The sequence below is a fragment of the Psychrobacter lutiphocae DSM 21542 genome (assembly GCF_000382145.1).
In the GTDB taxonomy this organism is placed as follows: Bacteria; Pseudomonadota; Gammaproteobacteria; order Pseudomonadales; family Moraxellaceae; genus Psychrobacter; species Psychrobacter lutiphocae.
Genome location: NZ_KB907622.1, coordinates 133,466 through 159,504 on the forward strand (window position 1 = coordinate 133,466; position 26,039 = coordinate 159,504).

At 41.0% G+C, this 26,039-nt stretch carries 23 protein-coding genes and 1 pseudogene; 21 read left to right on the plus strand and 3 right to left on the minus strand.

The window, feature by feature from the left end; translation table 11 throughout:
• Positions 1-105: 105 nt before the first annotated feature.
• Positions 106-774, minus strand: a complete 669-nt coding sequence (locus H140_RS0100660) for a hypothetical protein (protein WP_019671724.1) — start codon at positions 772-774, stop codon at positions 106-108.
• Between the two features lie 215 nt (positions 775-989).
• Here H140_RS0100660 and H140_RS0100665 point away from each other — a divergent pair, with 215 nt between their 5' ends.
• From H140_RS0100665 to lpxC, 13 genes and pseudogenes are all read left to right on the plus strand, one after another.
• Positions 990-1,931, plus strand: a complete 942-nt coding sequence (locus H140_RS0100665; protein ID WP_019671725.1) for an NAD-dependent epimerase/dehydratase family protein — start codon at positions 990-992, stop codon at positions 1,929-1,931.
• Between the two features lie 166 nt (positions 1,932-2,097).
• Positions 2,098-3,747 carry a hypothetical protein gene (locus H140_RS0100670; RefSeq protein ID WP_019671726.1) on the plus strand — a complete coding sequence of 550 codons (1,650 nt, stop codon included), beginning with the start codon at positions 2,098-2,100 and terminating at the stop codon, positions 3,745-3,747.
• Between the two features lie 86 nt (positions 3,748-3,833).
• Positions 3,834-4,075, plus strand: a pseudogene (locus H140_RS15335) (zinc ribbon domain-containing protein); the annotation flags it as partial.
• 51 nt (positions 4,076-4,126) lie between these two features.
• On the plus strand, positions 4,127-4,801 hold the full coding sequence (gene pyrE / locus H140_RS0100675) for an orotate phosphoribosyltransferase (protein WP_019671727.1): 675 nt from the start codon (positions 4,127-4,129) through the stop codon (positions 4,799-4,801).
• Positions 4,802-4,961: 160 nt separating this feature from the next.
• Positions 4,962-5,936 (plus strand): glutathione synthase, encoded by a 975-nt coding sequence (gene gshB / locus H140_RS0100680; RefSeq protein WP_019671728.1) that lies wholly within the window; start codon positions 4,962-4,964, stop codon positions 5,934-5,936.
• Between the two features lie 221 nt (positions 5,937-6,157).
• Positions 6,158-6,604, plus strand: coding sequence for a DUF2147 domain-containing protein (locus tag H140_RS0100685; protein ID WP_019671729.1), 447 nt, complete (start codon positions 6,158-6,160; stop codon positions 6,602-6,604).
• A 562-nt stretch (positions 6,605-7,166) separates the two neighbouring features.
• Positions 7,167-8,321, plus strand: a complete 1,155-nt coding sequence (gene murG / locus H140_RS0100690) for an undecaprenyldiphospho-muramoylpentapeptide beta-N-acetylglucosaminyltransferase (RefSeq protein WP_019671730.1) — start codon at positions 7,167-7,169, stop codon at positions 8,319-8,321.
• 79 nt (positions 8,322-8,400) lie between these two features.
• Positions 8,401-9,837 carry a UDP-N-acetylmuramate--L-alanine ligase gene (gene murC / locus H140_RS0100695; RefSeq protein ID WP_019671731.1) on the plus strand — a complete coding sequence of 479 codons (1,437 nt, stop codon included), beginning with the start codon at positions 8,401-8,403 and terminating at the stop codon, positions 9,835-9,837.
• Positions 9,838-9,916: 79 nt separating this feature from the next.
• Entirely contained in the window at positions 9,917-10,897 is a 981-nt protein-coding gene (locus H140_RS0100700) for a D-alanine--D-alanine ligase (protein ID WP_019671732.1), read from the plus strand.
• A 320-nt stretch (positions 10,898-11,217) separates the two neighbouring features.
• The gene (locus H140_RS0100705; protein ID WP_227672896.1) at positions 11,218-11,982 is read left to right on the plus strand and encodes a cell division protein FtsQ/DivIB; all 765 of its coding nucleotides are present in this window, start codon (positions 11,218-11,220) and stop codon (positions 11,980-11,982) included.
• Between the two features lie 210 nt (positions 11,983-12,192).
• Positions 12,193-13,506, plus strand: coding sequence for a cell division protein FtsA (gene ftsA / locus H140_RS0100710; protein WP_019671734.1), 1,314 nt, complete (start codon positions 12,193-12,195; stop codon positions 13,504-13,506).
• Positions 13,507-13,689: 183 nt separating this feature from the next.
• Positions 13,690-14,889, plus strand: a complete 1,200-nt coding sequence (gene ftsZ, locus H140_RS0100715; RefSeq protein WP_019671735.1) for a cell division protein FtsZ — start codon at positions 13,690-13,692, stop codon at positions 14,887-14,889.
• Positions 14,890-15,182: 293 nt separating this feature from the next.
• Entirely contained in the window at positions 15,183-16,076 is an 894-nt protein-coding gene (gene lpxC / locus H140_RS0100720) for a UDP-3-O-acyl-N-acetylglucosamine deacetylase (RefSeq protein ID WP_019671736.1), read from the plus strand.
• 294 nt (positions 16,077-16,370) lie between these two features.
• On the opposite strand, the gene H140_RS0100725 is transcribed toward lpxC, so the two are convergent.
• Entirely contained in the window at positions 16,371-16,910 is a 540-nt protein-coding gene (locus H140_RS0100725; RefSeq protein ID WP_019671737.1) for a DciA family protein, read from the minus strand.
• Positions 16,911-17,157: 247 nt separating this feature from the next.
• Here H140_RS0100725 and H140_RS0100730 point away from each other — a divergent pair, with 247 nt between their 5' ends.
• Positions 17,158-17,922, plus strand: a complete 765-nt coding sequence (locus H140_RS0100730) for a CHAP domain-containing protein (protein WP_019671738.1) — start codon at positions 17,158-17,160, stop codon at positions 17,920-17,922.
• A 361-nt stretch (positions 17,923-18,283) separates the two neighbouring features.
• Here H140_RS0100730 and H140_RS0100735 read toward each other — a convergent pair whose 3' ends face one another.
• The gene (locus H140_RS0100735; protein ID WP_019671739.1) at positions 18,284-18,619 is read right to left on the minus strand and encodes a YhbY family RNA-binding protein; all 336 of its coding nucleotides are present in this window, start codon (positions 18,617-18,619) and stop codon (positions 18,284-18,286) included.
• A 263-nt stretch (positions 18,620-18,882) separates the two neighbouring features.
• Here H140_RS0100735 and H140_RS0100740 point away from each other — a divergent pair, with 263 nt between their 5' ends.
• The 7 genes from H140_RS0100740 (at position 18,883) to tsaB (ending at position 25,988) form a co-directional block, all read left to right on the plus strand.
• Positions 18,883-19,515 (plus strand): RlmE family RNA methyltransferase, encoded by a 633-nt coding sequence (locus H140_RS0100740; RefSeq protein WP_019671740.1) that lies wholly within the window; start codon positions 18,883-18,885, stop codon positions 19,513-19,515.
• A gap of 580 nt (positions 19,516-20,095) precedes the next feature.
• Entirely contained in the window at positions 20,096-21,991 is a 1,896-nt protein-coding gene (gene ftsH / locus H140_RS0100745; RefSeq protein ID WP_019671741.1) for an ATP-dependent zinc metalloprotease FtsH, read from the plus strand.
• Between the two features lie 348 nt (positions 21,992-22,339).
• Entirely contained in the window at positions 22,340-23,245 is a 906-nt protein-coding gene (gene folP / locus H140_RS0100750) for a dihydropteroate synthase (RefSeq protein ID WP_019671742.1), read from the plus strand.
• Positions 23,246-23,420: 175 nt separating this feature from the next.
• Positions 23,421-23,684 carry an FAD assembly factor SdhE gene (locus H140_RS0100755; protein ID WP_019671743.1) on the plus strand — a complete coding sequence of 88 codons (264 nt, stop codon included), beginning with the start codon at positions 23,421-23,423 and terminating at the stop codon, positions 23,682-23,684.
• Between the two features lie 148 nt (positions 23,685-23,832).
• Positions 23,833-24,258 carry a protein YgfX gene (locus H140_RS0100760; protein WP_019671744.1) on the plus strand — a complete coding sequence of 142 codons (426 nt, stop codon included), beginning with the start codon at positions 23,833-23,835 and terminating at the stop codon, positions 24,256-24,258.
• A 255-nt stretch (positions 24,259-24,513) separates the two neighbouring features.
• Entirely contained in the window at positions 24,514-25,209 is a 696-nt protein-coding gene (locus tag H140_RS0100765) for a YidB family protein (RefSeq protein WP_019671745.1), read from the plus strand.
• Between the two features lie 62 nt (positions 25,210-25,271).
• A complete protein-coding gene (tsaB, locus tag H140_RS0100770; protein WP_019671746.1) occupies positions 25,272-25,988 on the plus strand; it encodes a tRNA (adenosine(37)-N6)-threonylcarbamoyltransferase complex dimerization subunit type 1 TsaB in 717 nt (238 codons plus the stop codon).
• The last annotated feature ends 51 nt before the right edge of the window (positions 25,989-26,039 follow it).

Consider the following 26,039-nt stretch of genomic DNA (forward strand, 5'->3'; position numbering starts at 1 on the left):
CACGCTGACGTTTTAGCGAAAAGCTTTTTACGTTTGCAGTGAGATAAAAATACCAGCATGGCGCTGGTATTTTTAACGGTTACTTATCGAAAAATCAAAGCTAATTTACTGAGCCTTGCCTGTTAAAGTTAACAAGAAAGTATCTGTTGCTTCATCATTGGTAGTCGCTTTTCCAGCATTACCACGAGTATTATATTCACCCGAATAGTTGGCACCGGTTAAGTCTAAATCAAACTTAATATCACCCATAACAGGCTCCCAACCGCTAGGAATGGTCATTGATACTGAGTCGCTTCCAGTAACTCCTGTGGCCGCAGAAGCCAATACCGCATTTTTCGTCTCAATAGTAACGTTATTATCGGTGACGTTTTTTAAAGTAGAGTTGGGGTTGGTTAAAGCTAGCGTCACATCACCAGTTGATAGGCTACGCACGGCCCAAGAGTTTTTAAGGGTTACATTAACCACACCTGAGTCAAAATTTGTAATCGGTGATGGGGTTTTAACGTCATTGCCTTGGAATACGGCACTGGTTTGTTGCAAATCTATGCTTAAGTCACGTGTTGTCTCATCACTAATTTCACGTAGATCACTGTCGTTATCTGGTGTGGTGGTAACATCTGTTAGAGTAAGATGGGCATCGTCCCAGTGATATAGAACCAAAATCTCTGGTAAGGTGACACGGAAGTCAGTTGAGCCACTGATAGAGGCGGCAGAAGCAGCTGAGGCCACTGAAAGAGCGGCTGCAGCGATTGCTGTTTTGGTAAAAATATTCATATTTGAAGTCCTAATATAGGAAATCAACAACATAAAATATTAAACTTCAATTAAAGCGTCACAATCTTCTTATTGATATCACAGTGTCCACTAGAGTATAAAGGTGTGGCGTGGTTGTCTCGATGATTTGTTGTTTTTTCGATGGTTTATGGTTTTTTGCGGTGATTTATGATTCTTAGATTAAAAATTAGGGAAATTAGGAATGAGAAGTCGTCATGAGTGCTAGTGAATCTTTTAACCCCCTTATTATCGGTCAAGGCGCTATTGGTCTGGCGGTGACGAATACTTTAGCCAATAAAAGCGCTCAAGTCACTGGGCTGGCAAGAGGAGAGCGATCGCAATATGCGCTGGTCGACAGTGCCTATTTTATCCAAGCGGATGCCCGTCAATTAACCGCTAAGCAAATCGACAGTTTTACCCATATTGCTATCATCGTCACACCTGACAAAGCCAGCAGCAGTGGCCGTTATCAAGCAACCGATTATCAGCAGACTTATTTGGGTATTGCCGAGCATATCGCGAAGTTAGCGGACAATTTGCCTAAGCTTGAGCGGATAGTATTTATTTCATCCACTGGCGTATATGGACAGGATAATGGAGAGTGGATAGATGAAACCATCCTGCCAAAAACACCAAAGCGTAAGAGCTCTGGCTATATATTGCAAGCTGAGCAGGTGTTACAGTCGGCTTATGCTGAGCGTGCGATTATCATTCGTCCCAGTGGTATCTATGGCACACAGCGGTTGATGCGTATTCGTAAAGCCAGTGAGGACAACAAAACGCCGATGCCAAAATATGGATGGAGTAATCGCATTATGGACAGCGACTTGGTCAATATTATTGTGCAGGTTTTGACCCTACCTCAGTCGCAATTAAAACCCATCTATTTGGCAACCGATTATGCACCAGTTACTTCATTTGAGCTCACTACTTGGCTGGCAGATAAGCTCAACAGTGAAGCGCCCAAGCTGATAGGTGAAGAACAGCTACACTTAAGCCAAGCCACAGATTCAGCTGGGCATAAAAAGCTGGCACGGCACAGTATGAGTGGCAAGCGCTTGCACAGCAACATCCCACGTGCTTGGCTACAATATCCAGACTGGCAGGCAGGTTATGCGTATATTTTGCGCCAGCAGGATTTGTTACATAAATCATAACTTTGGAATTGCTTTACGGTTGGATAAAAAAATATAACCCTTCTTTAGTTGCTAATTAAAGCGGTTTTGATAGACTAAAGCCCTTATAATAACTATTAATAATTATTAGTCACTATTATTGGTCATTATGTCGTTAATTTGGTCGTTAAGCTTGGTAGGAGGGCGTATGTCATCAATGGGAAATTCGCACGACAATGCGCAAAATGGCTCGGAAGAGAGTAGCCATCTTAATCACAATAAACCCAATAACAAAAACTCTGATAACCCAAGTAACCCAATCAACCGCAGTAGCAACAATAACCACAATCATACCAAACATAGCCAACAAGGAGTTGGGCATATTGACAAAGACTTTAGTTCTATTGCAGCGTTAAATAAAAAGCTGAATCAACCCTTTGCTAAGTTGACACAGCAGTCAACAAGTCTGTCGCCAAGTACTCAAGGCTTATCTGGAACCAGTGCTCACGCAGTGGACGCTAAGCAGCAAGCAGTACAACAGGCTATAAAGCAAGTCCGAGCCAAACAAAAAAAACAACAGCGAGAAGAAGAATTAGCACGCCTATATAGTGAGCGTCAATTAACTGGCAGCAGCGTAAGACACCCTAATTTTTCAGATATGAATGTCAATAGCGATGCCTTTGATGTTGCTAATTTCAATGTCGCTGATCTTGCGCCAGATCCTGCTCGTGCGTTGACCGATATTCCTGAGCCTACCCCACGTTATCAAAGTGCGATACAGCATCTGTTAGCAGGTTCAGCAAGTGTTGCGTCTGCGATATATACTGAATCTGCTAAGACACCGACCTCAAAATCAAAGATCAGCCAATCAGACGCCAGTGTTCAGCATGACGACACCTCTATGTGGGGGCTGATTGCATCGCCAGAGCTGGCATCGCATTTAGAGTTATTACAATTGGGCGGGTTGATTAATTTGCCGGCACAGTTTTTTGAGCCTATTCCAGCACCTAGTAAGTCGCAAGCCATCAATGCTACCAAGGTTGCTAATGCCACCGATACAGAGTCTCAAGCCAGTGTCAATAATCAAGCAAGCGCAGACCATCAAGCCAGTCGTCCAAGCCATGACCAAGAGTGGTCATTGCTTGCGCCATTATCAGAGATGACACTGCTTGATTTAGCCGATATTCAGCAAGCTTGTCAGGCTTATCCAAGTTTGACCCGTTATGGCTTTGCAACAGATGACAATCCAGTAGATAATCAAGCAGACGCCAGTGCAAACAGTAAAACTAAAACCAACAGCAGTAAAACTAAAACCAAAAGCAATAAAGCGAAGGCTAAACAGGCACGCCACAAAGCGCAAGCCACTGCCTTGAGTTTGGCCGCCAGCATGCCAGAGATGATTAATGATGTGTTTGCGCCAAATTGGGAGTTGATTTTATATCCAGAACGCTTTGATAATGGTGTTGATAGCCTAGCAACAGATATATTAGATTGTAGTGTCGCTGTGCATATTCTCAAGCAGTGTCAAACCCGTCAGACCATTAATCGTCGCCTGACAGCGCAGCAAATCTGTCAGCACATGCGCAGTTATGTGTTGAGTCAATGCAATCGTCAGCCACAGTTTGAAAAGCAGTACCGTCAGATTCGACTGTTTGCCGGTCATGTGGTGGTCGCCGCTCATTATTTGGGATGGGATGTGCTTTATGCCAAGCATCATACCAGTCATTCTGTTACTGATTGTCAGGGTAAGACCAGCAGTAATTTAGGGCAGCCCATTTATTTTAATGTGTCGTCACGTTCTGCTTTATTTCATCGTTACCCTAATATCAGCAGCTATTATATTAATGGCTGGTCATAGATAATAGGTGTTAGATAGTAGATAAGATAGTAGATAGTAGATAGTAGATATCGAGTGCTATTGTTATTGCGCTTTATGCTTGTATGCGACAACTGGAATATAAATGCAAGTATGCAGTTGTCAGTTTGAAATTGTAAATGAGAGTTACACTACCCAGACTTGCTCACACTGTGGCGATATGTCTAGTAGTCCGAAAGGTAGAGCAGGTCTTGGAATAAGAGAATGGACTTGTGCCGAGTGTGGCACATGGCATGATAGAGATATCAACGCTGCTAAGAACATTCTTGCGGTCGGGCTTGATCGTCTAGATGTAGGAATCCCCTGTTAAGTGAGGGGAGGAAGTCAAAGCCTCACGTTTTTTTATTTTATAGGATTTTTCATGTCTTCATCTGTTTCTACCTCAAGTTTTAGCCGTCACGACTTTATTCAACTGGCACTGTCAAATGATGTGCTAAAGTTTGGTGAGTATGTTTTAAAATCCGGTCGTATCAGTCCTTATTTCTTCAATGCCGGTCTATTGGCAACGGGTGAAATGTTGTCTTTATTAGCCAATGGCTATGCCGATGTGTTGGCCGAGCAGGTAAAAGCGTCTGGTAATAATCAGTTGGTTATCTTCGGTGCTGCTTACAAGGGCATTCCTTTCGTGGCCGCTACCGCACAAGCTTTGTGGAATAATCATGGCATCAATGCGCAGTGGGGTTATAACCGCAAAGAAGTCAAAGATCACGGCGAAGGGGGCAACTTAGTCGGCGCTGATGTGAGTGGTAAAGCAGTGTGGGTATTGGATGATGTCATCACTGCCGGCACAGCGATGCGTGAAGTGGTCGATATTTTGGCGGCAGATGATGCCACAGTAGCGGGTATCATTGTCGCCTTAGACCGCAAAGAAAAAGGTCAAGATGAGCAATCTGCCATTCAAGAGCTATCATCAACATTGGCAGTGCCAGTTTTTGCCTTAGTGGATATGGATGACATTATTGACTATGTAGAAAGTCAGGGCGACAACACCCAATTGGCAAAAATGCGCCATTATCGTGAGCAATATGGTGTGTAATTGCCCAGTTCTAAGTTCTAAGTTCTAAGTTCTAAGTTCTAAGTTCTAAGTTCTAAGTTCGATAAATGCGCATGCAACTGCTTACTGTTAAAGGCTGCTGGTAACCTCTAAACACCACTGGCAACAAACTATTGGTAATAACCTACTGGAGTAAATCGTCATGAGCCAACAACTCGCTGAAAACCCACTTAATATCCTAATCGTTATGGATCCTATTGAGACGGTCAATTACAAAAAGGACTCGACTTTGGCCATGATGTGGGCGGCCAGTGACCGTGGTCATCGCTTGGGCTACTGTCAAATTCATGACTTGTGGCTGGATAAAGGGGCGTTAAAAGTAGACGCGCAAGCGGTAACGGTGCGCCGTGATCCAGAGGGTTTTTATAGCTTAGAGCAGAAGGTCACTCAGCCCATCACCGATTATGACGTGATTTTAATGCGTAAAGACCCTCCATTTAACATGCGCTTTTTATACAGCACCTATATGTTAGATCATGCTAAACAAGCTGGGGTTCTGGTTGTTAACGATCCGCAAGCGATTCGTGATTGTAATGAGAAGCTATTTGCCACTTGGTTCAGTGATTTGATGAGCCCAACCATAGTGACCAGTAAGCAGTCACATATCCGCCAGTTTATCCAAGATGAGCAAGACGTCATCGTCAAGCCGTTAGATGGTATGGGTGGCACGGGCATCTTTCGCTTGACCGCAGACAGTCCTAATATTGGCGCAACTCTTGAGATGTTAACTGAGCTTGAGACCTTGCCAATCATGGCGCAGCGTTACTTACCAGAGATTAAAGAGGGCGATAAGCGTATTTTAATCGTTGATGGTGAGATTGTGCCTTATAGCCTGGCACGTATCCCGACTAAAGGCGAAACACGCGGTAATTTGGCTGCAGGTGGGCAAGGGGTTGCGATGCCAGTGACAGAGACAGAAATGGCTGTGGCCAAGCAGGTGGCACCAATTGTTAAACAAAAAGGGCTGATGTTTGTTGGCTTAGATGTGATCGGTGGTAAAATCACAGAAATTAATGTCACCAGCCCAACTTGTATTCGTGAAATTAATGATCAATGCGGTACGGACATTGCGACTGATTTAATATTGGCGATAGAAAAAAAGTTGGTAAGTAGCTAATATAAACGAGCCCCTAAAGACTATCGATCATATACCATCCCTAATTTTAAAAATAAGCGTTTTTAATAGCGCTTATAGTTAATTAGTAATAATTGCGTCATATAAAGTTAACTTGTTTTACAAAATAATTGGACAGTTAGGCGTTGGGCTATTGATTTTTTATCTGACTCTTATATGATGATAGGGCAATTTTTAATTATTGTTCAAAACAAGGATGTCTTATGAATATGTTTGCAAAATCACTTTTATTATCAGCAGGTTTAGCGGTTAGCATGGTTGCAACAGCCGCCGATCAGCTTCACAATACCAAGTGGACGACTTATAACGATGAAGGTAAGCCAGATTCAGTGTTACAGTTTACCGAAAAAAATGGCAGAGTATCTGCTAAAATCGTTAAAGTACTAGATCCACGTGCCGCCGGAAAAACGGTTTGTGATACCTGTAAAGGCAAGTTTAAAGACAAGCCATTAACTGGTGCAACGGTACTTTGGGATTTAAGAGCAGATCCAAAAAACCCGAATAAATATATTGATGGTAAAGGTATTGAGCCTGAAAGTGGTATGACTTTTTCTGGCAAAGGCGAAATTAAAGGTGATACCTTTGAATTACGTGGTTACAAAGGTATTTCGTTGTTGGGTAAGACTCGTATCTTAAAGCGCGCTAGATAAGATACCACAAACAACGTCAAACAAAAAATCAGCCAAATTTAACTCATTTGTTATCGAGGTCTTAGGTATCGGTGTCTAATTAATTTTTTTAAAGCCAAGTAGCGAAACTGTCGCTACTTGGCTTTTTGTCTGTTTTTTAAGTGTTTATAAGATTGTTTGGAACACCGCTTTGTTTGGTTAGGAGCAGTTAGTATTGTCAGTGAACGACTAAGCGAACTACTAAATGCGGTGTTTCGCTGAGCCTACATGAGCCGTATTTGCACTCGGTTGCCTGGTAACTATTTTAGGTTTCTTTGATGATAGTGCTCATATATCAGCTTTGTACGGCCTTTGAGCCTGAGTGAATTGAGTTAAAATTAATTTGGGCTAAAATTGAAAACTGAATAAAACCTGTGCTCTAAAATTAATCCTATGTTTTAAAATATGGCTTTATGACAGTCATCCTAAAGTTATACAATAGGACCGTATAAAGTCTATTGACAGTAATTGATATTTTATTGAGGGTTGCCACAGCATCCCTTGTTTAGTTTAGCTATTTTCAGGAGAGCCTTTCGTGTCCGAAATGTCTGCTAGCAGCAGTAATCAACAAAATGTCGTCATACAAGAGAATAAACAGCCTAATGTATTGATGATGGCAGCCGGTACCGGTGGACATGTATTCCCTGCATTGGCGGTCGCTGAAGAGCTGAGCAAACGGGGCGCAAATATTCATTGGCTAGGGACACCGAAAGGGATGGAAAACGACTTGGTTCGTCCCGTTGGCTACACCTTCCATACCATTGATATGCAAGGGTTAAGAGGCAAAGGCATCGGTCGTATGTTAAAGATGCCATTTACCTTAACACAAGCAGTGTTGGCTAGTATTAGGATTATCAAAAGCAATAATATCGATGTGGTGGTTGGCTTCGGTGGTTATGTTAGTGCCCCAGGAGGCTTGGCTGCAAAAGCGACAGGCACCCCTTTGATTATTCATGAGCAAAATGCCATCGCTGGCATGAGTAACCGCTATCTGGCAAAAATTGCAGCCAAGGTGTTGCAAGCTTTTCCTAAGACCTTTGGTGATAGCGACAGTCCTGACAATCCGAAGCTTGAAACCGTAGGTAACCCTGTACGTCAGGCGATTTGTGATATAGCGCCACCAGAAGAGCGTTATGATATCGATGATGATAGTCCATTAAGATTGTTGATAGTGGGTGGCTCATTAGGTGCTGAAGCACTTAACAAGACTGTCCCCGCTGCTTTGGCACAAATTGATAAACCTTTTGCAGTATATCATCAGTGTGGCCGTAATAATTTGGAGGATACCAAGCGTTATTATCAGGCAGTTACTAACCTTGGTCATCAAGTAACAGTGATGCCGTTTATTGATGATATGGCGGCTGCTTATACTTGGGCAGATGTGATAGTTTGTCGAGCAGGGGCATTGACGGTAACTGAGATACAAAATGTGGGGTTGGCAGCGATATTTGTGCCTTTACCACACGCTGTTGATGACCATCAAACCGCTAATGCTCGCTCATTGGCGGTGGAGGGTGCTGCCTATTTGGTAGCACAAAGCAAGTTAAGTGCTGAGTATTTAGCTGAAATTTTATTGGATTTAGACCGTAGTAAATGCCAAGCAATGGCTCAAAAAGGGCGGGCACTTGCCAATCCTAAAGCGACTGTGGTGACCGCTGACTTGATTTGGTCACAGTTGCCTCCGCATTATCATTGCTGATAGCAGTACTAATAAATCAATTGTATATAATTCCTTAATTTAACACTTAAATTATTATTAAATAAAAAAAGAGAAGACTATGCCAAAAGCAGCCTTACCAAAACGACTGATTGAAATTCCAGAAATGCGCCGTATAAAATGCATTCACTTTATCGGGATTGGTGGGGCAGGAATGTGTGGTATTGCTGAGGTGATGAAGAACCAAGGTTATGATGTCAGTGGCTCTGATATCAAAGAAAGCTTGGTTACCAAGCGTCTAGCAGAGCTTGGTATTGAGATTTATATCGGTCATGATTCAAAAAATATTGCCAATGCTGATGTGGTGGTGGTGTCTTCTGCTATTAATCGTGAGAATCCAGAGATTCAAGCAGCGCTTAAGGCACAGTTGCCAGTTGTGCGTCGTGCTGATATGCTTGGTGAGCTTATGCGTTATCGTCATGGTATTGCTGTGGCAGGCGCACATGGTAAGACCACGACCACCAGTTTGTTAACTATGATGATGACTGAAGCAGGTCTAGATCCCACTTATGTTATTGGTGGTAAACTTAATGCCTCTGGTAAAAATGCCTCATTAGGTGAAAGTCGTTATTTGGTAGCAGAAGCGGATGAGTCAGATGCGTCTTTTTTAACGCTGCACCCTATGGCCGCTATTGTCACCAATATTGATCAAGACCATATGGAAACTTATGAGAATAGCTTTGATAAGTTAAAAGCGGCTTATATTCAGTTTTTGCAAAATATGCCGTTTTATGGTCTGGCAGTGGTATGTGGCGATGACAAAGAGCTGTTTGCGATGATTGATGACATAGGTCGTCCGGTACAAACTTATGGTTTTGAGCCACACAACAATGTACAAGCTACTGATGTACAAGTAGATGGTACTAAAACGCACTTCACGGTACTACGCAAAGATCATGATCCGCTTCGTCTAACACTGAACATCCCTGGACAACATAATGTGTTAAATGCGCTAGCGGCGATTACCATGGCGACTGATGAAGGCGTGGATGATAAAGCAATTAAGCGTGCATTGGAAAAGTTTGCTGGTGTCGGTCGCCGTTTTGAGCAGCAAGCTTGTGTCACCAAAGATAATGGTGATGTGTTGCTAATCGATGATTATGGTCATCACCCCGTTGAAGTAGCTGCAACTATTAAAGCGGCTCGAGAAAGCTATCCTGAACGCCGGCTAGTGATGCTATTTCAACCACACCGCTATACTCGTACCCGTGACTGCTTTGATGACTTTGTTGCTGTGTTGTCTCAGGTAGATGAGCTGTTACTGATGGATGTGTATAGTGCAGGTGAGTCTCCCATCGTTGGCGCTGATACCAAGACATTAGCACGTAGTATTCGACTGCGTGGCGAAGTTGAGCCAATGTTGGTAGATAAGGATGATCTTGCACCTGTGATGCGGCGTGTGCTAAAGGCGGGTGATATACTAATTACTCAAGGTGCAGGAAATGTGGGTCAAGTATGCCAAGAATTGGCTGCCAATAACCTGTACCTAACAGACTAGCGGGTTTATAATTCCCCGATTAACTTAGTAACAAATTTATTGATTTTATACCTAATACTTGACGTAAGATACGATGACTATGACTGATTCTGCCACACCTTCAACTACTGATATTTTAACTTCAACTCAAGCGAACATTGATCCTGCAAGCGTCAAAGATCCCAAGGTCTTTGGTAAAGTTGCTGTGGTTTGTGGCGGTAGCAGCAGTGAGCGTGCTGTTTCGTTACAAAGTGGTGCTGCTGTATTAAAAGCACTACAAGATCAAGGCGTTGATGTGACGCATTTTGACCCACAAGAGCAGGACATTAGTGAGTTAAAAGATTTTGATAGAGTCTTTAATGTGTTGCATGGCACATTTGGAGAAGATGGCGGTCTGCAAGGGGTGTTAGATGGTTTTAATATTCCCTATACAGGATGTGGTGTGCTTGCCAGTGCGATAGCAATGGATAAGTTTCGTAACCGTTTGCTATGGCAGGCATTAGATCTACCGAATGTTCCATATGTGGTACTAAATGATGACAGTGATTTTGCACAAGTTGAAGCACAGCTAGGATTCCCGTTATTCGTGAAGCCAGCTGCTGAAGGCAGTAGCGTTGGGGTGTTTATGATTGAAGCACCTGGTGAGTTGGCTAAAACTTACCCCTCATTGAAGCAATATCATGGGGCAATATTGGCTGAAAAGGCCATTACAGGCGGTGAATATGCTTGTTCTATTTTAGGTGATGAGGTATTACCAAGCATTCGCATTATTCCTAAAAATAAGTTCTATGATTATGAAGCCAAGTACTTGCGTGATGATACGGTCTATCAATGCCCCTCAGATTTGACAGAGGCACAAGAGACTGAGATGCATCTGTTGGCAAAACGTGCCTTTAATGCCATTGGTGCTAAAGGCTGGGCAAGGGTTGATTTTTTGAAAAGTGAAGATGGAAAGCTGTACTTATTAGAGATTAATACTGTACCAGGTATGACCAGTCATAGTTTGGTACCGATGGCAGCAAGAGCTAAGGGCATCGAATTTGAGCAACTGTGTTGGCATATTTTGGCGCAGACTTTATAATCCAACAATACATACAGAATATACAGATATTTTTATTATAATTAACCCAATATTTGACGCAGTATGACAAGATTTGGCTATTTGTCACCATTTGATTTAAGCGCAATTGACAGTTAAGGGTAATTGCAGGTATACCCTAGATTAATGAATATGCAATATATTTTGATAAGATAAATAGTCATAAAGCCTAGCTGTTATAGTTCTGTTATAAAGTTGTCATAAATTGATACATGCTTATTGAAGGTAGACGCTATCGCTAGCTTGACAAATGCGTTACAATTATAAGTTATTAACCAAAAATAGACATGATGGCTGCCTCAGTGAATAAAACGTCGCCGAATAATAGTAAATTTTTATCCGCAAAAGTATGGGTGACCATTGCAGTCTTTTTGTTTGTTACTGTATTTTTATTGGTTGCGAACCGAGTCTATCATTCACAACCGGCCAATGTTGTGGTAAACCCCAAAAACTTAGATGCCGCTGAATATCAAACTTTAATCGATTTGCTAGCTGAACAACAAGAAGGCAGCTTTTTTACAGTTAAGCTGCCACTATTGCAACGCCAAGTGTTACAGCAAGATTGGATTAGTCAAGTTGATATTGAGCGTAAGTGGGATGAAGGTATCGTTATTACCGTCTTACCACGTGAGCCGATAGCTCGCTTTGGTAGTGAGCACTTAATCGATGTTGAAGGTCAGGTATTTCGCCCAGTTAATGAGTCAGACTTGCAACAAGACAACCTGATAATGCTGCAAGGTGATACCGAACAATCTATATTGATTATGCAGCAAATGCAACAGATTAATCAGTGGTTTGCGCCGCTGAAAATGCAAGTTGCCGATATGGTTTTAACACCGAGAATGACTTGGATTATTCGTTTTGATAATAATCAACGGGTCATTGTTGATAATGAGCTAACTTCACAAAAGCTGATGAATTTAAGCCAGCTATTACAGTATCAGTTGGCAGATAAGCGAGATATGATTAGCGCCATAGATTTACGTTATAAAAATGGCTTTGTTATTGATTGGAAAAAAGAGCAGATAAGCCAAGCTGCTAGTGAAAACACAGCAGTAGAAAGTTAAAATAATAGCAGTAGAAAGTTAAAATCAAGCCAGAACCGTTAAACGAATACAAGATAAATTAAGATACAAATAAATGCCGCAGCTTTGTAAGCTAATGCAAGAGCAAGCAAAATAATAAAAACCCTCTTTAACCCAACTGTTTTAATAAGGATATACAGTATATTTTTATGCTATTAATCCCGTACAGTGCATATATATGTTCTAAACCCTATGAGTAAATCTGAGAATTTATTAGCCGTTATCCATCTTAGTGCCACCGCCGTTTATGTCGTTGTCGGTGATGTTGTTGCTGTTAATGATATTCGTATTAAAGGGGTTGGTCGGGTCAGTAATGAGGATTTTCAGCAGGGTCAGATAAAGCATTTTGATCGGTTAAAAAGTGCCATTCGCCAAGCCATTACCGAAGCAGAAGAAATGGCGAACTGTCGTATCCATAGTGCTTGGCTGACATTATCAACACCAGAATTAAAAAGCTATAATGTGTCAGGTGTGGTCGAGCTAGATCCATTGAATGATGAAGATACGGTTGAAATTCGTCATATCGTTAATGCATTGACCAAAGCCAAAGAAGGGGTATTACAAAGCACACATTATTTGATGCATCATTGTCAGCAAGGTATCCTTTTAGACGATCAAGCAAACATGGTTGATGATGCTATTGGAATGCATGCCTGCAAAGTCAATGTCATGTACCACCTTATGATGATGCCAGTTGCTAGCCGTCAAAATATCCAAAAACTGATTCAAGCCTGTGATGTTAGTATAGATCATGTGTTGTTTGATGCAGTGTCAATAGCAGAGTATGGCTTGAGTAAAGAAGATCGTCAGCAAGGAGTGTGTTTAATTGACATAGGTGCTAGTACTACCAGTGTTTGCATTTATTGTGATAATAAATTAGTTTTTACCTACTGTATAGAAGAAGGTGGCCATAAAGTAACCATGGATATTTCGGCTGAGCTTGGTATTACCATGGCAGCTGCTGAAAAATTGAAGATCGAACAAGGAACTGTTGATGTCAATAGTGCCGATCCTGGTCGCTTTTTTACTGCACCAAATACTGGCACTGATGAAGATGAGGGAGTAACGCTAAGCCCATTAGAGTTGGCACAAATTATTGAAGCACGTTATATTGAGCTTTATCGAATAATTTTTCAAAAGCTTAGCGATGAAGGCTTGATGGACTACTTGCAAGGCGGTGTGATACTCGCAGGTGGTGGTAGTCAAATCTCAGGCATGATTAGCTTTTCTAAGCGATTATTGAATATGCCAGTACACTTTATTACACCGCATGCTGCAATCACCGCTTATAACTACTTTGATGAAAACGATGATAAATTTAAAGCGCTCAATAGATGGGTGGCTAATCGCTCGTTACAAACGTCCTTCGGTGCTTTATTATATAGTCAAAGTGAGCAGTTTAAATATAGTGAAAAAGGCTCACCAGAAGCTTTAGAAGCAAATAAGTTAAGCATGTTTCAAGCATGGCGACTAAAAATAAGTAACTTTTTTAATAATATCTTATAACTTAAATTTTAATATTTGACAGTCGGTTTATTGCCTATGCTTTAGCTTGTTTCTGCCCTATCTGAGAGTTGATATCGTTGACAACAGTGTGTTATTGACAACAGTATGTTATTAGTAATATATGTTATTGGTAATAGATAGTGACAAGTTAAATATGCAATATACAGACCCCAAGGAGTGATAATGTCTAAATACACAATGGCTAGCAATGGCCAAGACTTAAATAATGGCCAAGCACGTTTTACAGTATTTGGTGTTGGTGGTGGTGGCGGTAATGCTGTTGAACACATGGTACAGCAAGGTGTTAAAGGTGTCACCTTTGTTTGTGCTAATACCGACAAACAAGCTTTAGATAGATTAACTGCTGAGCATAAGTTACAGTTGGGTGCAAATACCAACCGTGGTCTTGGTGCTGGTGCTAATCCTGAAGTGGGTCGTGAAGCTGCTGAGCAAGATGAAGAAGCCATTCGTAAGTTACTTGAAGATTCAGACATGGTTTTTATCACTGCTGGCATGGGTGGCGGCACAGGAACAGGGGCTGCGCCAGTAGTCGCCCGTATTGCTAAAGAAATGGAAATTTTGACTGTGGGTGTGGTAACAACTCCATTTAAGTTTGAAGGTGGTAAACGCATTAAGGCAGCCAAAGCAGGTATTGAGCAGCTGTCCAACTTCGTAGATTCTATTATTACTATCCCTAACGATAAGTTATTGCAAGTATATGGAAAAGTTACGATGCAAGAAGCTTTCAGAAAGGCTGATGATGTGTTGATGCATGCTGTACAAGGTATAGCACAGACCATCTCAAGTGAAGGTGTGATTAACATTGACTTTAACGATATCCGTACAGCCATGACCGCCAAAGGCCATGCTATGATGGGCATTGGCCGAGCCAGCGGTGAAGATCGGGCACGTCAAGCTACTGAAAAAGCAATTCGCTCACCTTTATTAGATAACTTATTATTAGAAAATGCCCAAGGCTTGATTGTTAACGTGGTATCGTCAGAGTCAGTGACGTTAGATGAGTTAAGTGAAATTACTGAAGTTGTGAATGATATTACTGATATCGAAGGTGCGAATATCTTTATCGGTACAGTGATTGATGATAAGTTAGGTGAAGATTTACACGTCACAGTAATTGCAACTGGCTTAACTTTAGATGAAAGCAAAGAGACACCAGACACTGCGGGCACTCCTTCTGTTAATAGTGATGAAAAAGTAGATCCAGAAAAACACCCAAGCGCATTGTCAACTCATCAAAGGGCACAGCAAGCGTCGCCAAAGACACCGTCAACCAATGCGTTTTCAGGGGGAAATACTACACATGCACCCTCTAGTAAGACCAATAGTATCCAAGACTATTTAAAGCGTCAGCAGAACCGTTAGTTTTGCAAAGATTAGCGAGACTCTGACCGTTTTCAAAATGAAGACACTCTCTAGTCAAAGCCATAGTTACTTAACGAAAAGCCAAGCCACGATGCTTGGTTTTTTTATTTTTTAAAAAGATTGAGTTTGAATAATTAGTGATCAGATAAATTGGTATGCCATTGTCACTGTGCTAAAATTGATTTAATTTTACCTAGCTAAATCTTGTCACACTGTGTTAAATAACGGGTTAATTATAATCGGCCTAATATGATGAAATTGCTGGGTAAAGTATCATTAAGGGTGTTAATAGTATGAAGCAACGGACTTTAAAACAGCCCATCACTGTGATCGGAGTAGGTCTTCACAGCGGGCAGGATGTCACACTCACCATAGAGCCTGCTGCTGTGAATAGTGGTATTCACTTTTTGCGAACCGATATAGAAAATGCACCATTGATAGCTGCTGATGCCTTTTTAGTGACAGATACTCTGATGTCATCAAACTTAGTCGTAGATGGGATTAAGATAGGTACGGTGGAGCACTTATTAAGTGCAGTAGCAGGGTTGGGTATAGATAACTTACTGATTAAAGTCTCAGATGCAGAGATACCAATTATGGATGGTAGCTCTGCGCAATATATTGAATTACTATTACAAGCAGGTATTCAAGAGCAAGAAGTTGCCAAGCAGTTTATGAAAATAACAAAGCCTGTGTCGGTAGCAGATGGTGATAAATGGGCACGACTTGAGCCTTATTCAGGTTTTCGAATTGAATTTGAAATTGATTTTGATCATCCTGGTATCCCCAAAGATACTCAGCGCTATGACTTTGAGTTCTCCTCTAAAGGTTATATAGAAGAGGTCGGAAAAGCACGTACCTTTGGGTTTATGAAAGATATTGAATATCTAAAAAGCAATAATTTGGCGCTTGGTGGCAGTTTGGATAATGCGATTGTGCTTGATGATGCTGGCATCTTAAATGCAGAGGGCTTGCGCTTTAAAGATGAGTTTGTTCGTCATAAGATTTTGGATGCCATCGGAGATTTATATTTAGCCAAATATAGCTTGATTGGTAAGTTTTGTGCGTATAAATCAGGGCATGCACTTAACAATCAGCTGATTAGAGCGGTATATGCAGACCCAACTGCCTTCGAAATTGTAACAAATTATGACACATCTAAAATCCCAATTGACTACAATTTATAAATTTCAAGTGGAATTTGCTTTTTTTTCAACTTTTTTTTAGTTTTCTAAGTCAATTTAAGCAACACTATGGAAAGATAGAAAAAGCGAAGCATAGGCCTCGCTTTTTTTTGTGAAAAAAATATGGATTTATACATAATGTAAACAGAGTCAATACTTACAGCGATTTTTAAATAAAAAATAGTGGTTAAAAGTAAACGGATTATTTAATTTTAAGCATAAAATGATTTTAGAAAAACGACCCATCACAGCAAGAATACGACTTTCAGTTACATAAAAAAATATTACAGTAAGCTTTTAGTTAGATTTTAGTAGCTGCTCTAAGGCTTTTTTCAGCTTGTCGTCTTTAATGACATGTTTTAAAGTGTGTGATATAGTTCTTTTCGTTGATTCGGTAAGGCCACGTTTATTATGGCTTACATCAGAATTACTGATTAAGTTTGATTTGTTTAAAGATGGTTTCGAGTAATCCTGACTTTCATTTAAATGAGCAATTGAAGCTGGATAAGTAACAATTACATCTATATTGTTTAGTAGGCTGAATGTAAGAGATTGTTCTTTTAGTATATGAATTAGGTTGTTAGCTTGATAGCGCAGATGGTTTGCCGCAGTTTGAGACTGTACAGAAAGCACCAAATGACCGTCTTCGTACTTGACAACCCAAAGTGTATTTAAGATCTCTTCGGGTAAGCCTGTGCAAAATAGCGCTTTTATCTCTTGCGTTAACTTATTTAGCTCAGTGAATTTATCTTGTATAGACTTAGGCAAGGATGACGCCGCAGACTTTTGATGATCTATCAGTTTTGCTAGGTGGTTTGGTTTTAATGGATGTTGCATAGCAAGCCTCAAACTAGATTACTTATTAAGTGAAGTGATTAAAAGTTAAGTATATAAGATAAGGTATCACGAACCCCACAGCTAGCATAAGGGTTGTTTTTGTTAATCGTTTCAAAATGAAATGTTTAACCTCAAATTAAGACACTATTGGTAATTACTACCAAACCTATTGCTAAAATGAAAGTTTAGAAGACTGTTTGACAGGTAAGTTGAATAGTATATTGCAAAGATTAATTCTGGGAGCGTTATGAAAAAGTCACTTATTATTTTGTCGTTAATGGGGCTAAGTGCCACTCAAGTAAATGCGTCGGTACAACATACTTATCAGCCAGCTAGCACCTCATTAGCTCCAGCGAGTAATACTTCATTTGCGCAAGCAGCAACACCTGTTAAACGACTATCGGTTGTTAATAACTATTCTAACATCCAGTCAGACCGCAATCAGCAAAGCGTACGCAGTATTGAAAGCTTGATTCAGCAACAACAACAGTCAGTAGATGCGTTAGGTTTATTAGCACAGCAGCAAGAAGGTAAGTTTACAGCGACTTCTTTTGCGACAACGGCGAATACCCCAGGATTTGGGACAAGCTCAGCACGCTTAGATAGTTCAGCGCCACCAGCGATTGCTGCTGCAAGGGCAGCGCGTGCCGCTCACTCTAGAACTATTGGTTTGTGTGCCCGTTATGTACGTCAAGCTCTACAAGCAGCTGGATATAGCTTTACACCAAACCCATCTGCTTATCAATATGCAACTCGTGGTACTTTAGCGCAAGCTGGTTTTGTAAAAATCAGCAATGATGCACCACCACAGGTTGGTGATGTGGTTGTTTACAATCGTTCATCTAGACACCCACATGGCCATATTCAGATTTATGATGGTTCTCAGTGGGTATCAGATTTCCGTCAGGCGAAAAAGAATCCTTACAGTCGTGAGTATTCTTATACCACATGGCGTGATGCACGCTACTTAAACGATGCCTCAAATCAAGGTATTTACCTAGCAATGGAGTAATTTTTATCGACTATCTACTAAAGTAAAGTCAATAAGATAAAGTAGAGTCAATAAAAGCGAAGCAAACAAGAACTCAGCACACCGCTGGGTTTTTTGTTTAAGACTTTGTGAGGTTCCGAGCTATCATTAAGAGTAAAAGCAGTTAGATAAGTGCTAAAGCTTATTGCTTTTTATTGGCAAATAAAAACAGGTCGCCTAAATAAGTGACCTGTTTTTTTAGATGTTATATACCTTTTCTAAAAATAACCTGTTTTTATCAAACTCGCTAAACCTGCTACTTGTGGCCTTAGCACTCGTTTTCCTCGATATCTTAATTTTTAGATTTGGTGTTATTTGATTTTAAACAAGCAAAGTTAGAACATTATTCGCTAAAACGGCTTAAATTAGATAATTTAGGGTTGGCGTTTGGATTACGGCGTAATAATAGTGCCATACGACCTATACTGTGAATCAGCTGCGCCCCAGTTTTTTGTGATAACTCAGCACAAAAAGCATCACGATCTTCTTTGCTGCCTGGCGGTGTTTTGATTTTGATCAATTCATGATCGTTTAAGGCACGCTCAAGCTCTTCAAGTACAGATTCACTCAAGCCTTTACTTCCTACGGTGACCACAGGCTTTAACTCGTGACCTATGCCTTTTAAGCGGCGTAATTCGGTATTATCTAACGTTGAACGTTTGTTATTTGTTGCACTCATAATGTCTCGATTTATTGATTTCAGTATTAATTATTAGGCCTAACTATACCAGCCGTGAAAATTCAACCTTGAGCAAGCGACGAAGGCTGACTCAAGCCGACCATTATAAAGAAAGTTTAAGTCTGTTGCATACTATTTGTCTTGTTGTCTCCAAATTAATGCTAGAATTGATAATCACTGATTTTAACCATATATTTTGCAGCGAATTATAGAAACTGAATTATAGAAACTGAATTATAGAAACAAAGGTAGAGAGGAACTTAGTGGCAACCCGTATTACTAAAAAAAACTTATCAAAAAGTAGCAAGGCTTGGATGAAAGAGCATCTTGATGATCACTATGTGCAATTGGCGCAAAAAGAAGGCTATCGTGCACGGGCTGCATATAAGCTGCTTGAAATTAATGAAAAAATGGGTCTAATAAAAAAGGGTATGACTGTTGTAGATCTAGGCAGTGCTCCAGGTAGCTGGTCTCAGGTAGCAGGTAGATTGGTTGGGGATGATGGGATTTTGATTGCCTCAGACATTCTGCCAATGGATGCCTTGGAAAACGTGACCTTTATCCAAGGCGACTTTCGCGAGCAAGAAGTTTTTGATCAATTAATGAATGAGGTAGGAGATAGGCAGGTGGATGTGGTGCTATCTGATATGGCACCCAATACTTCAGGTCATGCAGTTATTGATCAGCCACGTATGATGTATTTGTGCGAATTGGCAGTCGATTTTGCTCTAAAAGTTTTACCAAAAGATGGCAGTCTAGTCATGAAAGTATTCCAAGGTAAAGGTGAGCAAGAGTTGCGTAAAGATATGCAATCACAGTTCTCCAAAGTTCGAACCATTAAGCCAAGTGCTTCACGACCACGCTCAAAAGAAGTATTTTGGGTCGCTACCAAATAAGATTTATTGGTATTTATGTTGTTTTAACATACTGTTTGACATATTTAGGGCATAATAGTCATTTTTATGCTTGATAAATATCCTAGGTGACCTAATAAAGATAGTTATAGATATAAAAAGGCATAAAGGCATAAAAAGCGATCGTCATTAATTGATTTAGTTAATTGATAATTATTAGATTAATTGATATCTATTAGATAGCTTTTAAGAAATACTAGTAATAAATGCTGGTTAATACCCGTAACATCAAAAAATGGATAGAATGAAAGGGTTATTACTGACCTTAAATGACAGAAAGCTAACCAGGTGTATTAACTAGGTGACGAAAAGTGACGAGCGGTTTTTGTTTTTGTACCTCATGTTATAATTTGCTAACTAAAAAACAGTTCATAAACTGTCATTGTAATCATATTTGAGGACGAGTGCGCAGTAAATAAACCACAAATTTAATGACACATTTTTGAACACATTTATTTTTTGAAACAGAACTTTTTTGAATATATTAAGTTTTAAACCTTTTGAACAGGTCAACTTTTTTGAATACATCAACAAGTAAGGGATGGTATAGCTTGTGAGCGACATGGTAAAAAATACCTTATTGTGGCTAGTTGTTATCGGTATATTAGTGCTGATATTTAGCAACTTTGATAGTGGTAATGAGCCTGATACGCTCAATTACTCTGAGTTTGTAACTCAAGTCACAGAAAATCAGGTAAAAAGCATCAAGATTGACGGTGAGCAAATCACTGGCGAAAAAGTTAACGGCTCAGAATTTGAGACCGTTCTTCCTGCGGTGGCTGATGATGAGCTTATGCCAACATTGCGAGCGCATAATGTCGAAGTACAGGCAGCTGCGCCTGAGCGCCAAAGCATCATGATGCAGTTGTTAATTGCAAGCTTTCCTGTGCTATTGATCATCGGTATCTTCTTATTCTTCATGCGCAATATGCAAGGTGGTGCAGGTGGTAAAGCAGGTGGCCCGATGAGCTTTGGTAAATCTAAAGCCAAAATGCTCGGCGAAGATCAGATTAAAGTTAGTTTTAAAGATGTGGCTGGTGCCGAAGAAGCCAAAGAAGAAGTTGTTGAGGTTGTTGACTTTCTGAAAGATCCAGATAAGTTTACTCGCTTAGGTGCAACCATACCACGCGGCATCTTGATGGTAGGTCCACCTGGCACAGGTAAGACCTTACTTGCTAAGGCCATTGCTGGTGAAGCCAAAGTACCCTTCTTTTCAATTTCTGGTTCTGATTTTGTTGAGATGTTTGTTGGTGTGGGTGCCTCACGTGTGCGCGATATGTTCGAGCAAGCCAAGAAAAATGCGCCTTGTATTATCTTTATTGACGAAATCGATGCCGTTGGTCGTAGTCGTGGTACCGGTATGGGTGGCGGTAATGATGAGCGTGAGCAGACGTTGAACCAGTTGCTTGTTGAAATGGACGGTTTTGAGGGTAATGACGGTATTATCGTGATTGCAGCGACCAACCGTGCTGATGTGCTTGATAAAGCCTTATTGCGTCCAGGTCGTTTTGACCGTCAAGTACATGTTGGCTTACCTGATATCAAAGGCCGTGAAGAGATCTTAAAAGTTCACTTACGTAAGCTACCTTCAACTGTTGGTGTTGACGTAAATGCGCTTGCACGTGGGACCCCTGGCTTTAGTGGTGCACAGCTGGCTAACCTAGTTAACGAAGCAGCTTTGTTTGCGGCCCGCCGTAATAAGACCAGTGTCGATATGAATGACTTTGAGGATGCCAAAGACAAGCTATTTATGGGTCCTGAGCGTAAGTCTATGGTATTGCGTGAAGAAGAGCGCCGTGCAACTGCTTATCACGAAGCAGGACATGCGTTGGTTGCCGAAATGTTACCAGGCACAGATCCTGTGCATAAAGTAACCATTATGCCACGTGGCTGGGCGCTAGGGGTTACTTGGCAGTTACCTGAATTTGACCAAACTAGCTTGGATAAAGCAAAAATGCTGAACGATATTGCCATCTTATTTGGTGGTCGTATCGCAGAAGAAGTGTTTGTGAATCAAAAAACAACAGGTGCTTCAAACGACTTTGAGCGTGCCACGAAAATGGCACGTGCGATGGTCACTAAATATGGTATGTCTGATGCGCTTGGGGTGATGGTCTATGAAGACGAAGAAGCTCAAGGCTACTTTGGTGCAGCAGCACGTACCATCTCTGAAGCAACGCAGCAAAAAGTGGATGATGAGATTCGTCGCATCTTAGAAGAGCAGTATGATATTGCACGTGAAATTATTGAAGCTAACAAAGATAAAATGCATGCCATGGTCGATGCGCTGATGAAGTGGGAGACTATTGATAGAGATCAATTGCAAGATATCTTAGCAGGAAATGAGCCACGTGAGCCACGTGTCTATCAAGATGAAAAAGATGTGACTCCACCAAAAGATGAGGTAGAAACAGGCACATCATCTGGACCAACACCACCGCCATTACCAGCGATGTAGTATGGTCTCGTTAATTTGATCGAATCCTAGTTATTATCAATCCCTTTCAGTTATCAAGCCCTTTCAGTATGGTTGAAAGGGCTTTTTTACGATGAGCATACAACCTTAGGGTAGAATAACACCGTCTTATTAGTCGATATCTGTTAGAATACTCGATATTTATTGTTTTAAATTTTATATTGGTACCTCGCTCTCAACTCTTTGTGTAGGCTGTGGCTTTAGCCCAGCATATTTGGTTAAAAATACGTGTCGCTGGGCTAAAAGTACCAGCCTACATTGGGTTGTAATAAGTGAAGAATGGGGTATTGGTTTTACTCATTACAAGATAAGCTATCCTAAGATACAGTCATGCAATTACACAATCTACCTCAACATCAACTCACGACAACAACTTTGAGTGGTACTCAAAAGCAGTTAGACTTGTCTAAGCCCCATATTATGGGTATCTTAAATGTTACCCCTGACTCTTTTTCTGATGGTGGCCAGTATAATACAGTACAAGCAGCGCTAGCCCGTTGTGAGCAAATGCTCAATGAGGGAGCGACCATCATAGATATTGGTGGTGAGTCTACTAGACCAAACGCCAGTGCAGTGAGTAGCGAAGATGAGTGCGCGCGCGTGGTGCCAGTGGTAGAGGCTATTCGGCAGCGGTTTGGTGAGCAGCTTTGGATCTCAATTGATACCAGCTCACCAATAGTTATCGAGCAGGCAGTGCAGGCAGGTGCTGATATTTGGAATGATGTCCGCGCACTAAGGCGTCAGGGTGCACAGCAGATGGCGGCCAAGCTTGATATCCCAGTAATCTTGATGCATATGCGCGGCGAACCAACTACCATGAATATGCAGGCACAATACCAAGATGTATTGGTTGAGGTTATCTCAGAGCTAACGGTAGCTATTGATCAAGCTGAGCAAGCAGGGATAAAGCGTAGTAATATTGTGATAGATCCAGGCTTTGGATTTGCCAAAAATTATGATCATCATATACTACTCTTAAATCAACTTACTCAGTTACATAAGTTGCAGCTACCTATTTTATTTGGTGTTTCACGCAAGCGTTTTTTGGGTGAGGTGCTGACCAATACTAAGTTGCCAGCCTTTGCTGAACACCAAGTCATCGATAGAGATGGGGTCGGTATGGCAGCGGCTTTATTAGCGTACCAGCAAGGGGTAAGTATTGTGCGTACTCATAATGTGGGATTGACCATGCAAGGGCTGGCACTGTGGCAGCAGTTAAATACTGCCAGTCACTAAAGACCATCAGTTACTAAATACTAGAAGTCACTAAATACTAGAAGTCACTAAAGACTGTGTTAGGTTGCAAATTTAAAGACATATCAGCAACATATTGAGCTTAACGAATGTAGCTTTAAACGAAATAAGTTTAACAAAGTTGCGAGTGAAGAAATCTTGTTATAGGAGAAGTTGTGTGAGCACTCAACCTGAACCAACCAATGAGCAAAGAAGAGTCATCTATCAAGCACGCAGAGGGTTAAAAGAGTTAGATTTTTATATAGACCCTTACGTTAAGCAACACTATTTGACTGCTGATACTGATGAGCAGGCCACTTTCGCTAAGTTGTTGACCTATGAAGATCCTGATTTATTAAACTTCTTTATGAATCAAGATACCCCAGAAGATACTAAAGTTGCAGAATTAATTGTGAAATTAAAGAGTTTACAGTATGACTAGTGGTGAATGCCTGTTATCCATACGCTAGTGCGTATTATTAATAAGGAAAATCTAGCACTTTATCTGCTCAAGACAGGATAGAACATACAGGCATATATATAACTACGATGATAGAGCAGAAAACTGGAAAAATCAGGAAGATTAGGCGATGAGTAGGAAATTGGCCACCGATATCAAGCGCTTTAGTATTTTCCAACATATATATGGAATGATGCTTTTGTTATTGAGCTTAGGTGTCTTATTTACCCTTGATGTCAGCTGGATTTGGATGGTTTCTGTTAGTCTAATCAGTGTGATGCTTTATATACTGGTAGTGATGCGAATGCGTAATCAACCACTGCATATGACTTTGGTTGATGTCAATGCCAGTCGTGGTGAGTGGCAACTTTTGTATCCTGGATATGATAAGCCTATCTTATGGCAAGCGCAAATGCTGGCAATTCAAAGTATGCGCTATTGCGTGTTGCTGACATTTCAAACTCAATATCCTAGCGCACGTAAAAAAATGGTTGTTATCTGGCAAGATCAAGTATCAGCTGACGTTTGGCGATGTCTAAAAGTGCTTAGCCGTTGAGTTGAGTTTGTGTTGATAGGTTAAAGTTGATTAGGGTTTGTTGAATATTCAGTATATGCGCTCAATAGCAGTCAGGTTTACAAGCAGTCAGGTTTACAAGCAGTCAGGTTTACAAGCAGTTAGGTTTAAAAGCAGTCAGGTTTAAAAGTAGTCTGGGTTTAAAAAATAATTTTCGTGTAAAAAACAGGCCAAATTTTCCTACGAAGATGAATGTTTAGCAGCCCTTAGTGAAAGTTAATAAAAAATGGAGAAGTCATGAGCTTATTAGGAAATTTAATTACCCAAGTTGCCCGTCAAGCACTAGATCCAGAAGACAGTAAGCGTAATCCGGTAAACCAGCGCATTGAACCTCGTGCCACAGGTGGCCTAGGTGACATTCTAGGTAGCGTGCTTGGTGGTGCAAATAACACTACTCAAAGTCAGCAAAATACTCAAAGCGGTGGCTTTGATATGGATGATGTGCTAGGTAGTATTATAAATAGTCAACTGGGCGGAAAAGCTAGCAGTACTGGTGGTCTTGGTGATATCTTAGGCAGTGTATTAGGGAATACCAATACGGCACGTTCTGGAGGCGGTGGAAAAGCGATGTTGGTAGCTAGCCTACTGCCCATTGTGCTTAATTGGATTCAGCGTAATGGTGGTTTGTCTGGCGCTTTGTCAAAAATACAGCAAATGGGCTTTGCAGACCAAGCTCAGTCTTGGTTGAGCACAGACACCGAAAATCAAAATCTTGACCCCAATCAAATCAACAAGCTGTTTGACGACAAAGAGATTGAGCATGTGTGTCAACATACTGGAGCAGATGAAACTGAAGTACGTCAAGGTTTGGCTGAGCTACTGCCCGAAATTGTCAATCAATTGACGCCAACTGGAGGTCTGGATCAAGAACAACAAGCCAATAGTGAAATTAGTGATATTTTAAGTCAGATTTCAGCAGTATTGCCTAAATAGCCAGCGTTTAGCTTCCGTATTAATAGTTTTATATTAAAAATAATCATAGCAAAGAGGCCATCATGTTTTTGGCAGTAGATACCGTTTTTGATCAGTGCTCAGTGGCAATCGTCAATGAGCAATTGCAGACTTTAAGTTGCCATACTCAAACTGGGAAACGTGAGCAAACTCAGCAAATACTGCCAATGATTGATGCGGCTTTACAGCAAGCACGCATTAAGCTTGCTGATTTAACTGCGTTAATTTTTAATCGTGGTCCAGGTCCTTTTAGTGGTATTCGTATCAATACTGCGGTGGTACAGGCATTAGCTGTGGCTCATGATTTACCTTGTGTTGGTGTGTCGAGTTTGGCGGCTATTGCACAAGCTGCGCATGACCAATACGGCGTTGAGCGAGTGTATACAGCGTTAGATGCACGTATGAATCAAGTTTATTTTGCAGAGTATCAACTGCAATACTGCGAGAAAAATGATATCAATATAGCAGAAGGAATAAAGGCGCAGGCGGTCATGAGCCTAGTTGATGAAACACCAGAACAATTAATGGATTATCAGCAGACAACCGCCAAACACTTAGCAATCGCGGGCAATGGCGCATCGTTGCTGACTGCTCATGATGGACAACGTCTATATCCAGATGTCTATCCAGATGCGTTAAGCTTGGCAAAGCTTGGTATTGCTCATTATCACCGTTTTGGCGGTGTTCCAGCAGAGCAGGCTTTGCCAGTATACTTGCGTAATGACGCCTGGAAAACCTTGAAACAGCAGGGAAAAGCTTGATTTTTATCATATAAACTTCTTATCTTAGTTATCAAACCTTTATAGTGAGCA